Genomic DNA, 13,598 nt, shown 5'->3' on the forward strand with positions numbered 1-13,598 from the left:
TTATTATTAATCCTCTTCTTATCTAATCAGCGTTACTGTACCTTTTCTCATTGATGTTGTTCCATTAGTGAATGTAATATCAACCATGTACACATACACACCGATTGGCTGATTTACACCTTTAAAGGTTCCATCCCATCCATTTGCTACATTGTCTGATTGGAATATCAACTGACCCCATTGCGTATAAATATTCATTTTCGCGCTTGATATGGTATTACCGTAGATTAAGAATATATCGTTTTTACCGTCGTTATTTGGTGTAAATGCATTTGGTATATAAACCTGATCTTCAAAAGGATTAGCTGCTTTACCAGTTGCTGAACCGTTCTGACTGGTTTCACACTCGGTCTGACCTTTTGCCCTTACCAGGATACTTACATTTTGATCTGGTTTCAAGCCTGATACCAGGTAAGTTGTTCCAGTTGCTCCACCTGTAGGATTAATCCAGGTTAAACCATTATCTAATGAAACCTGATATGCTGTAGCACCTGCAACCGCAGCCCATGCAAACGTTACACTGTTTGATGTAGTACTTTGTACCACCACTACTGGCTTATCTAATACCGGCAGTACAGTTACTGTAACTGCTGTTCTTGCTGGACTTGCACAGCCACCTACTGCTACTGCCTCTACATAATAAATGGTAGTAGCACTTAAGTTTGGTGGGGTAAAAGTTATACCTTCTGCCAATACCGCTCCACCTGAGCTTGCAGCGTACCATCTGTAAACTAATCCAGTTACCGGGTTATTTACAGTTAATATAGTTGAGCTACCTGAACAAAGTGTTCCATTTGCTGCTGTTACTGATGCTGGCGCAACTGGTACTGGTAAGGCAATTACATTTACCGGTGTTCTTGATGATGAGATACAGGCGCCATTTGCTCCTTCAACATAGTAAGTGATGTTTGCATTAACCGCAGGTGTTGTAAAGTTTACACCTGTTCCTGCCAATGTTCCACCTACCGCTGCTGTATACCAGTTATACATTACACCTGTTTGAGGGCTTGTAACTGTTAATGTAGCTGAGCTTCCTATACATACATTAACTGATGCAGATGCTACTGTTGGTATAGTTGGTTTTATGTTAACTGCTACTGTTACTTTAACACGGCCTCCGTTGTTGTTACACCCACCTGTTCCGTTTGCTGAAATATAGTAATCTGTTGTTGCAGCTAAAGCTGTTACATTGAATGTAGTACCAGTAAATAATAAATTACCTCCAACTGCTTCATCGTACCATTCGTAAGTAACACCTGCCTCTGCATTGGCTATTGTTAGTGTGGCTCCATCTCCTGAGCATATGCCTCCGTTTGGAGCAGATACTACCGGGCTGTTTGGTAACGCATTTACAGTAATGGCTACCGCTCTTGCTGTAGCTGCAGTATTTTCACATTTATTATCGCCTTTAACCGTTACATAATATGTTGTGCTTGCAGCTAATACCGGGGTAGTAAATACCGGGCCGGTAAACACTACTGTGTTTAGTGCAGCATCGCTATACCATGTAAATATTGGATTGGTTACTGTTGTGCTTGTAGCAGCCAATGTTGCTGCTGAACTGGCACATATCGATGTTGATCCGTTTACAGCTATATCTGTTGCCGCAGCGATTGGGTTAACAGTAATGGTTACTGTTTTAGCATTAGCTGCAGTATTCTCACATTTATTATCGCCTTTAACCGTTACATAATACGTTGTTGTAGTAGTTAATACCGGCATTGTAAATATGGGACCGGTAAAGGCAACACTTGTTAATGAAGCATCGTTGTACCAAGTAAATACAGGATTGGTAACTGTTGCTGAACTGGCATTGATCACAGCTGTTCCAGAACCACATACACTCGCTGGTGTAGATAAGGTAATATCTGCTGTTGTTGCGACTGCATTAACATTTACGGTAACCACTTTTGCATTTGCAGCAGAACTTTCGCATCTGTTATCACCTTTCACTGTGAGGTAATATTTAGTGGTTGCGGTTAACGCTGGTGTATTAAAGGATGCGCCCGTAAATACTGGTGTAGTTAAAGCAGCATCGCTGTACCAGGTAAATACCGGGTTAGTTACTGTTGTGGTGCCCGCCACCAAACTTGCTGATGAGCCTGCGCAGATCGTTGCATCTGCTGCAGTAACATCAGTTGCAGAAGCTACAGGGTTAACTACAATATTAACAGACTTAGCTGTGGCTGTACTGTTTTCGCATTTATTATCACCTTTAACCGTAACATAATAGGTGGTATTGGCTGTTAATGCTGGTGTATTAAATACTGCTCCTATATAAGCCACATCAGTTAAAGTTGCGTTGGTGTACCAGGTAAATACCGGGTTGGTAACTGTTGTGCTACTTGCCGTTAGTACTGCTGCAGATCCTCCGCATATATTGCTTGATCCACTTACCATAACATCACTTGCAACTGCTATTGGGTTAACTTTTATGGTCACTGCTGCTGCATTTGCTGCAACGTTTTCACATCTGTTAGTTCCTTTTACGGTTACATAATAAGTGGTTGTAGTGGTTAATGCCGGGGTAGTAAATATTGGTCCGGTAAAGGCAACGCTTGTTAATGAAGCATCATTATACCAGGTAAATATTGGATTGGTTACTGTTGTTGAGCTTGCATTAATTACTGCAGTACCCGATCCACACACTAAAGCTGGTGTAGATAAAGTAATGTCTGCGGCAGTTGCACTCTGATTCACATTTACAGTTACCACTTTTGCAGTAATACCTGAGTTTTCACATTTGTTATCACCTTTAACTGTAACATAGTATTTAGTTGTTGCCGTTAATACCGGGGTAACGAATGATGTACCCACATAAGCTACTGAAGTTAGACCCGCATCACTGTACCAGGTAAAGACTGGGTTTGTTACTGTTGTAGTACTGGCTACCAAAGTAGTAGCCGATCCTGAACAGATGGCTGCATCATCAGCTGTAATATCGGAAGCAGTTGCAACAGGATTAACCGTAATAGTAATTACCCTTGCGTTACCAGGTGCATTTTCACATTTATTATCACCTTTTACAGTTACATAATAAGTGGTTGTGCTGGTTAATGCCGGCGTACTATAAGTTGCACCAATGAAACTTACATTGGTTAAGGCGGCATCACTATACCAGGTAAATACCGGGTTGGTTACTGTTGGCGATGTTGCATTTAATACCGCAGATGATCCTGCACAAACTGATGTGCTTCCGCTAAGGATAATATCAGTAGTCGTGGCCAATGGATTAACCGTTACAGTTACCGCTTTAGCATCTGCAGCACTGTTTTCGCATTTGTTGGTACCTTTAACCGTTACATAATACGTAGTTGTGGCTGTTAATCCGGTTGCGGTAAACGTTGGGCCAGTAAATACCGCGCTGGTTAACGAAGCATCGCTGTACCAGGTAAACACTGGTTGCGTTACCGTGGTGCTCGAAGCCATTAACATTACGGCAGAACCCGAACAGATTTGGGCATTGCTTACTGCAATGTCTGCAGCGGTAGCAAAATCCTTAACGGTTACGGTAACTATCTTAGCGTTAGCTGGTGAATTTTCACATTTATTATCACCCTTAACAGTTACATAATAAGTAGTGTTTGCATTAAGTGCAGGTGTAGTAAAGCTAGCGCCAACATAGGCTACTGTAGTTAAAGCAGCATTACTATACCAGGTAAATACGGGGTTAATTACTGTTGTTGTTGAAGCAGACAGTGTTGCTGTAGATCCTTTACAGATTGAGGTAATTCCGTTAATGGCAATATCTGCATCAGTTGCTGCCGGATTAACCGTAATGGTTATCGGTTTAGCGGTTGCTGCAGTATTCTCACATTTATTATCGCCTTTAACCGTTACATAATAAGTGGTTGTGGCATTAAGCGTTGGCGTAACAAAGCTAGCCCCGGTAAATGCTACAGTAGTTAAAGCTGCATCACTGTACCAGGTAAACACCGGGTTGGTTACCGTTGTACTTGTTGCATTTAAAGTAACTGAAGCGCCACCGCATATGGTACTCGTTCCCGATAAGTTTATATCAGCCAGAGTGGCAACAGGGCTTACTGTTATCGTAACCTCTTTTGCATTACCAGCTGTGTTTGCACATTTATTTGTTCCACTAACAGTAACATAATATTTGGTAGTTACACTAATGGCTGGTGTATTAAATACTGCACCTACAAAAGCTACCTGGGTTAAAGCAGCATCGCTGTACCAGGTAAACACCGGACTGGTTACTGTTGTACTGGCCGCAGTAAGTACTGCTATTCCAGAAGCACACAATGATGTAGTTCCGGTTACTGTTAAATCGGCAGCAACCGCAGATGGATTAACGGTTATAGAAATTTTAGCACGTGTAGCGTTTGAACAGCCCGCTCCGCTTACGGCTTCAATATAATAATCGTATGTTCCTGCTGCGAGGGATGTAGATGTAGTAAAGCTACTGTTGTTGGTTACCAACATATTTCCGGCTACAGCCGCATCGTACCAGTTATAAGTTACTCCTGTAACGGCTTGCACACTTAAGGTAGCAGGTGAGCCGATACAAGTTGTGGCGGGGTTATTAGTTGATGGAATGGGCGCTACTGGCGGAGTTAAAATAGTTACTGTTACTTTGGTTCCCGGAGTCTCACAACCATTAGCAGTTGCCGTTACTGAATAAGTATAAGTTCCGGCAGTTAAGGCAGGATCTGTTGTGAAAGTTGCCCCATCTTTTCCTGTCTGATAAGTTGAGCCTAAGTACCATTTGTACACTACGCCTGCTTGTGGGTTCTGCACACTTAATGTTGCGGATGAACCTTGACAAGCACTTGCCGTAACAGCATTAACTGTTGGCGTGGTGATTACACGTTGTGCATAATCTAAATTAACAGATGTTAATGCCCCTAACAAACCAGAACTTAATCTCAGTTCTGCTCCATCAAATTTACTGGTTGGAACGAAAGTTAATATTGCAGATGTACCGCCAGATAATAATTTTAAGCTAATTAATGGGTTAGCAATAGAAACCGCATCGTTATTGCTGGTTGTACCCTGGAAAGTAGTTACGGTTAAGTTATTTAATACTCCTGCCGAAAGCAATGTTCCTGGAGTGGTAATCTTCACTCTTAAGGTATCGCCTACATTTGACAATCCTGTAAAGCCAACCTGGTGATAAACAGATGCACCAAGTAATCCCACTGGGATAACCAAACTGGATCCGGTATTAATATCATTATCAACCGCAAAAGTAGGGTTGAAAACACCGGCTAGTACAGCTGCCCCAGTTACGCCACTTGCAACTGTTGCTATAGCTGCTCCACAAGGCGTAGTTACCGGTGTACCATTAGGAATAACAGTAACCGTTACGGTTGCCCTGCTTGTTGCAGTACAGCCTCCAGGTATGGTAGCCTCTACATAATAAGTTGTTGTTGCACTTAATTGTGGTGTTACATACGTTTCACCAGTATGTACCGGAACTGTACCGTTTGCAGTAGTGTACCAGTTAATGGTTGCACCTGCTGTACCAGAAGTTGCCTTTAATACCGCAACAGCACCTTCACTGATGGTGATAGATGGCGGTGTAATTACCGGAACATCAATAGTTCCTAAAATAACTTTACCTTCTGTTCTTGCTGATGAAGAACCACAGCCATTAACTGCTGCAACAAAATAACTGGTATTTGCAGTAATTAAAGGTGTTGTAAAGTTATCGCCAGTGAATACTAAGTTTCCACCTACCGCAGCATCGTACCAGTTATAGGTTGTACCTGCAATTGGATCTTTAACCTGGAAGGTAGCTGATGTATTCGGACAGGTATTAACCGATGCCGAAAGCAGATCAGGTGTTACCGGTGCAGGGTTTGTAGTAACGTTTACTACTGTTTTGTAGCTTACACAACCTGTTGCAGAAACTGCAGCAACATAGAATTTAGTATCGCCTGTTAAAACTGGGGTAGTAAAGATAACACCGTCTTTACCGCTTAGGTAAGTACCAGTAGCATCGTACCACCTGTAGGTTAAACCTGCTGATGGATTACTTACCTGCAATTGAGCGGTTGAGCCTAAACAAGCAGTAACGTTAGCAGCTGTTACGGTTGGCGCAAGCAAAATGCGTTGTGCGTAATTTAAATTGATCGAAGTTAATGCACCCAATACACCTGAGTTTAATCTTACTTCTACTCCATCAAAAACATTAGTTGGAACAAAAGTGATTAAGGCCTGTGTATTACCGCTCAACAACTGAACATTTAATAAGTTATTGTTTAACAGTCTCGAATCACCATTGCTATTTGTTCCAACATAAGTAGTAATTGAAGCGTTCCCTAATAACGACAGCGACAATAATTTTCCTGGCGATGATACCAATACACGCACGGTATCACCAACAGTAGATAGTGACCCAAAACCAACCCTCTGATAAACTGATGCTCCAAGCGCTCCAACAGGCATAACCAATGAAGATGCGGTTTGGGTATCGTTATCAATCGCTAAAGTTGGGTTAAATACACCTGATAATAAGGCTACGCCTGTAACACCACCAACTTGTGTTGTTGCGGCTTCGCATGGTACTGGGTTTGGCGATCCATTACCATCAACGGTAATGGTCACCTGAACACGGCTTGCCGAAGTACAACCATTGGTAGAAACCGATTCTACATAATAAGTTGTAGTAGCAAACAATGGCGGTGTAACATAAGTAGCACCTACATAAACAGGTATAGTTGAAGTATTAGAATTATACCAATTGAAAGTATTGGTTGGATCTGCAGAACTAGCCATTAAAATTGCAGTTTGTCCTGCACCCACTGTTGATGAATTGGCAGTTACTACAGGTAACACCGGACGGGGATTAACTGATACCGCAGCTGCTGCACGTGCAGCACTTGTACAGTTTCCTTGTGATGCTTCTACATGATAAGTAGTGGCGGCTGTTAAGGCCGGAGTTTGGAATACTGCGCCTGTGAAAACCAGGTTTCCACCTACCGCAGCATCGTACCATTTATAGGTTACTGCAGCATCTGGATTGGCAACTGATAACGTTGCTGATGATCCCTCACAAACATTGGCAATTGTTGCCAATACTGGTGTGGGTAATGCTGGTGTAACGGTTACAGTTACCGGAACTCTTGTTGTGTTTGGACAACCTGCTTTACTTACCTGAATATAATAAGTTGTAGTAGCAGTTAATGCTGATGTAGTAAATGTTTCGCCAGTGGCTAATTGTGTGCCACCAGTTGCGGCATTGTACCAGGCTAATGTCGTACCACCATTTGCTGTTGCAGTTAAAGTTGCCGTACTTCCTGCACAAATGGTTTGTGCACCCGCTGTTACCGTTGGATTAGGATAAATTACAGTAGCACCATAAATATCTAAACTGGTTAATGCCGATACTAATGCACCAAAGCTTACCTGTACCCTATCGTAAACACCTCCGGCTAAAATGGTAGCCGCGAAACGAGAACCTGAAAGTAATTGAAGATTTAATAATGATGAATTTAATTGAACTGATCTAACCACTGTTGATCCGTTCAATACGTTTACAGTAACATTACCCAGTGCCGTTAAATCTAATAAACCACCTGGTAAAGCTAAATCTAAACGGATGCTATCAGTTGCAGTTCCAGCGTTAGGGAAAATTAATTGCTGGTAACCTGATGAACCAACACCTACTGACAACGATATTCGGGTAAAGTTAGATGGATCTGCATCAGTAGAGTTTCCGGCTCCGGTTATTCCGCACAATAAACAAATTCCGTTTATACCTGTGTTTTGCGAATTAGCAGTATTACATGCGGTGCCACCACCGTTGTTTAATACAGTAACAGTTACTGGTACGCGGCTTGCACTTTTACAACCGCTGGCATTTGTAGTCTCTACATAATAAGTAGTAGTTGCCGATAATATTGGGGTAGTAAATGAAGTACCAGCACCTACCTGTGTTCCACCTGTAGCAGCATCGTACCATTGAATGGTATTTCCAGCATCTGCTGTTGCCAATAAGGTAGTAGATTGACCTGCATTAATTACCTGGTTGTTCGTAGTTACGGTTGCGGCAGTTGCTGGTGGGTTAACAGAAACGTTAACCGCGGTTCTTGAACTTACTGCAGTTCCTGATACTGCCTCAACATAAAATACGGTTGGAGCGGTTACTGCAGGAGTTACAAAAACACCTGTGTTATTAGTAAACAATGGTGTACTTCCGGTAGAAGCATACCAGTTATAGGTTACACCAGCTTGCAAATTGCTTACACTTAGTGTAGCCGGACTTCCAGCACAAACAGTTGCTGCAGCAACCACTGGTGCATCAACCGTTACAGTTAAGCTATAAGTTGTTGTTGCTTTGTTTCCGTTTGCGTCTGTTGCAGTTAAAGAAATTGAAAAGGTTCCACCTAAAGTTGGTGTTCCTGTAATTTCTCTTGTTGCGGTATTGAAACTTAATCCTGGAGGAAGGTTTGAAGCTAAATAAGTATATGGTGCTGTTCCACCGGTTACCGCTGGCAAAGTTTGCGTTGGGTAAGGTGTGCCTACAATACCGTTAGGTAAAGTAGCACCTGGTAATGTTAATAAACCTATTACTTTAAGTGCATAAGTATTACTTGCTGTTCTGCCCTCACTATCTGTAACGGTAAGACTGATAGAATAATTTCCGGCCTGTGTAGGCGTTCCAGAAACTGCTCTAGTTGCGGGATTAAAAGTTAACCCTGCCGGAAGATTGCTTGCTACATAAGTATATGGGCCAACGCCACCGGTTGCCGATGGCAAGGTTTGCGTGGCATAAACTGTTCCTTCTGTTCCATCAGGCAAAGTTGCTGCCGGTAACAATAAAGGATCAACTACTACAATTGTATAGTTATTGGTTGTTGTTTTTCCATCAGCATCAGTAACCGTTACCGGTACGGTGAAAGTTCCGGATTGGGTAGGTGTTCCGGTAATTTCTCGTGTTGCCGGATTAAAAGCTAATCCCGGAGGAAGACCCGTTGCAGCATAAGTATAAGGTGTTGAACCACCTGTTGCAGATGGAATAGTTTGGATAGGATAAACTGTGCCAGTTGTTCCATTGGCTAAAGTAGCCGCAGGTAAAACCAACGGATCGGTTACTTTAAGCGTATAGTTAGCTGTAATCGTATTGCCATTAGCATCGGTTACTGTTACCGGAATAGTAAATGTTCCGATTTGATTAGGCGTGCCCGTAATTTCTCTGGTAACCGGGTTAAAAGTCAAACCCGGAGGAAGCGCAGTAGCCGTATATGAATACGGACCAGTTCCACCTGTTGCAGCTGGAATTCCGTTTGTTGTATATGGTGCGCCTGTTACACCGTTAGGCAATGCTCCGGGAGCTAAAGCTAAGGCTGGCGTTACAGTTAAAGTGAATGTTGCAGTTGTACTACAAGCTTTTGTATCAGTTACTACAACATCAAATGTTGGATTACCTGTGGCAGTTGGCGTTCCACTTATCAGGCCACTTGGCGATAAAGTTAAACCAGCTGGTAAGGTACTACCTGCAGCTAAGGCATAAGTATAACCTGGTGTTCCGCCAGAAGCAACAGGAAGCTGCTTACTGTATGGAGAGGCAATTGTTGCATTTGTTAAAGTTGTACCTGCAAATACAATTGCCGGATTAACGGTAATAACTACCGGAACCCTTGTTGTATTTGAACAGGTCCCTTTAGTTACCTGAACATAATACGTAGTTGTTGTTGTTAATGCCGGAGTAGTAAAGTTTGCGCCTGTTCCCACTTGTGTTCCACCTGTTGGCGCATCGAACCAGGTTAAGGTTGTACCACCATTTGCAGTTGCACTTAATGTTGCAGTGCTGCCTGAACAGATCGATTGTGCACCAGCTATAAATGTTGGGTTTGGATAAACTACCGTTGCGCCATAAATATCTAAGCTTGTTAAAGCGGAAACCAGTGCACCAAAGCTTACCTGAACCCTATCATAAGCGCCACCCGCTAAAACAGTTGCTGCAAAACGATTGCCTGATAATAGTTGAAGACTTAATAATGCGCCGTCTAATTGAACTGTTTTTACAACTGTAGTACCATTTAATACCGTAATGGTTACATTATTTAAAAGACCAACATCGGCTAAACCAGTTGGTAAAGCTAAGTCTAAACGGATGCTATCTGTAGCAACACCTGTAGAAGGAAAAATTAATTGTTGATAACCTGTTGCTGTAACGCCTACAGCAAGAGAAATCCTGGTGAAGTTGTTTGCATTGGCATCAGTAGAGTTACCTGCGCCATTTATAGCGCATAATAAACAGATCCCATTAATACCAGTATTCTGATTGTTTGCTGCATTGCAAGCTGTTGCGCCGCCGCCGTTAATTACAGTTACAGTTACCGGAACGCGGCTTGCACTTTTACAGCCATTGTTGCTTGTGGTTTCTATATAATAAGTTTTGGTTGCAGATAAGGCTGGCGTAGTGAACGAAGTTCCTGTTCCAACCTGTGTTCCCGCTGATGGAGCATCAAACCAGGCAATGGTATTTCCAGCATCGGCAATAGCGGTTAAAGTTGTAGTTTGTCCGGAGTTGATTACCTGGTTATTAGTCGTAACTGTGGCTAAAGTTGCAGGTGGATTAACTGAAACTGTAACCGATGTTCTCGAACTGATTGCTGTTCCGGAAACAGCTTCTACATAAAATACAGTTGCTGAACTTACTGCAGGCGTCACAAAAGTACCGTTATTGCCAGTTACTAATGGTGTACTTCCTGTTGAGGCATACCAGTTATAAGTTACACCAGCCTGTAGGTTACTCACTGTTAAAGTAGCAGTGCTTCCGGTACATACCGTAGCTGAAGCCACAAGCGGCGCATTTACTGTTACGGTTATGGCATAAGTCGTTGTTGCTTTATTATTGTTAGCATCTGTAGCAGTTAAAGCAACATTATAAGTACCACCTTGCGTCGGTGTTCCGGTAATTTCTCTTGTTGTGGGGTTGAAAGATAATCCCGGAGGAAGGTTTGTTGCTGCATAAGTATACGGAGACGCTCCACCTGTTACAGCCGGTAATGTTTGCGGTAAGTAAGAAGTACCAACAATACCGTTAGGTAAAGTTTTTGTTGGTAAAGTTAAGGTACCATTTACTTTAATTGGATAAGTGTTACTGGCTGTTTTACCCTGGCTATCGGTAACTGTAACACCAATTACATAATTACCTGCCTGGGTTGGTGTACCAGTAATCTCTCTTGTAGCCGGATTAAACGATAATCCGGCAGGGAGATTAGCACCTACATACGTATAAGGACCAACACCACCTGTTGCAGCCGGGAGAACTTGTGTAGCATAAGTAGTGCCCTCTGTTCCATCTGGCAAAGTTGCCGCTGGTAATACCAATGGGTTATTTATAATAACACTATAATTTGTAGTTACCGTTTTTCCATCAGCATCTGTAACCGTAACGGGTACGGTATACGTTCCTGGTGTTGTTGGTGTACCGGTAATGGCCCTGGTTGATGGATTAAAAGTTAAACCTGGAGGAACACCTGTTGCCGAATAAGTATAAGGCGTAGTTCCTCCGGTTGCACCTGGAATAATCTGTGTAGTATATACTGTTCCTGTAGTGCCATCAGCTAATGTTGCTGCAGGTAACAATAAAGGATCAGTAATTTTTATGGTATAGCTGGAAGTAATGGTATTACCGTTTGCATCAACAACCGTAACTGGTATCGTATATATTCCAGGTTGGCTTGGTGTTCCGGTAATTTCTCTTGTTGTTGGATTAAAAGTTAAGCCAGGAGGAATACCTGTTGCGGTATAAGTGTACGGTCCTGTTCCACCAGTTGCGGCTGGTATAGTCTGTGTTGGATAAACAGTTCCTGTTAAACCATCAGGTAATGCGCCCGGTGTAAGTACCAATGCTGCGGTAACCGTTAAATTATAATTCGCGGTTGCTTTACAACCTTTGGCATCAGTTGCAACTACAGAAAAAGTGTAAGCATTGGCTACGGTTGATGTTCCGGTAATTACGCCAGCTGATGACAAGCTTAAGCCTGTTGGCAATGTACTTCCTGCAGCCAGGGCATAAGTATAACCCGCTGTTCCACCTGTAGCTACATCTAATTGTTTAGCATAGGCAAAACCTGGAGTGGCATTTATTAATGTTGCCCCATTAAAAATAATTTGTGGATTTACGGTAATTACAACGGGTATTCTTGCCGATTCGGTTGTACAGCCTACTCTTCCTGCAGCAACATAATAAGTTTTAGTAGCCGTTAATGCTGGTGTAGTAAAAGTACCATTAAAAGCAACTGTTTGTAACGCTGTTCCTCCTTCTATTGCTTCATACCATCTTAATTCGTTGGCATTTGGAGTAGTAGCATTTAAAGCTACTGTAGTATTATAACATGCAGCAATTGCTGTACTTGCTGGCGTTGGCCTGCCCGCAGAGCGAATTACCCCATAAACATTGATGGTTTGTGTAAGGTTTAGCGCAACTACAGATCCCAATGTAACCTTCACCCTGTCGTACACTACATTTGTACCTGGAGAAAAAGGTATCGATACTGGTTGCCCGCTATTTAGTAAGCCTAATAAATCCAGATTTAAAGTAGTTGGGAATGAGCCTGTATATACCTGGGTACTGCCATTATATGCGGTTATAGAAATATTTTGTAAAAGACCTGCCGTTAGTAATGCAGGAGAAGCGCTAAGTCGCAGGTTTATATCTTCACCAGGATTTGATGCTGTTGCAAAATAGAAATTTTGGCTAATGGATGATCCCACGCCAAGTACACCTAAACTGAGTTGAGAAAAATTATTTGGATCTGAATCTATTGCCCTTTCACTATTTGTTACGCCAGAACTTCCCAGCTGTAAGGCATCAAGCGTAATCCCTGTTCCTTCATAACCGGTAGCAAATGCCTGGGCACAAGGATCAGTACCAGAAGTATAAAAAGAATAATAAACCTTTGTACTATTAGCAACTGAAACCAAAAGTGCATTGGTTACATCTTTTATAAATACCCTATCATAAGCCTGTGTGGGAGTTATTGCGATATAAAAAAAACCATTTGCATCTTTTACCAAACGCAGGTTATCTGAAGAAAATCCATTAACACTGTTACCGCCGATTGGGGGAACTGCAGAAGCACCGTTTCTGGCGCCCACCTGAAATGAATGGTTTCCAAGAACTACCGTTCCGCCTACATTAGCCAGTAAAGTTCCTAAACTTCCCCCTAATAAACTGTTCAGTACATCTCCGTCAAAATCTATTCTGATATAAGATGTTACTCCTCCAGCTACAGCTGCCGGATATTTTAATTCCAGTTCGCCACTATAAGAGCCTATACCAACGGCAATTCCGCCATACGAATTAACCGTAGCAAACGTATTGTCGTTTAAAGTTGCATTTAACGCATTGTCCACTCTGCTCTGAGCAGATACGGTATTTGCAAAAATTTTAGTTTGAGCATACGATTTGGCGGAGAAGAGCGTTAATAGGGTGATGAATGCAACACAAGTATTGCGAATTATCCCTAGTCGGGATGAGAAAGTACGGGTTTTCATCATGTCAGGCGTTATTTTGGAAGGCTTACTATGTACTAATACTATAGTTTGGTAAATTTTTTATCAAGTGACATTATATTATCATGACAAATCTAAATCTAGAATAGCTACCTATCCTATCC

Annotated in this window: 1 protein-coding gene; it reads right to left on the minus strand. The window is 42.2% G+C overall.

Going from position 1 to position 13,598, the window contains the following annotated elements; genetic code table 11:
- Positions 1-18: 18 nt before the first annotated feature.
- On the minus strand, positions 19-13,479 hold the full coding sequence (locus BCL90_RS10780) for an Ig-like domain-containing protein (protein ID WP_121283978.1): 13,461 nt from the start codon (positions 13,477-13,479) through the stop codon (positions 19-21).
- Between the last annotated feature and the right edge of the window lie 119 nt (positions 13,480-13,598).

Origin of the sequence: Pedobacter alluvionis (assembly GCF_003664035.1) — a bacterium.
GTDB classification, from domain to species: Bacteria; Bacteroidota; Bacteroidia; order Sphingobacteriales; family Sphingobacteriaceae; genus Pedobacter; species Pedobacter alluvionis.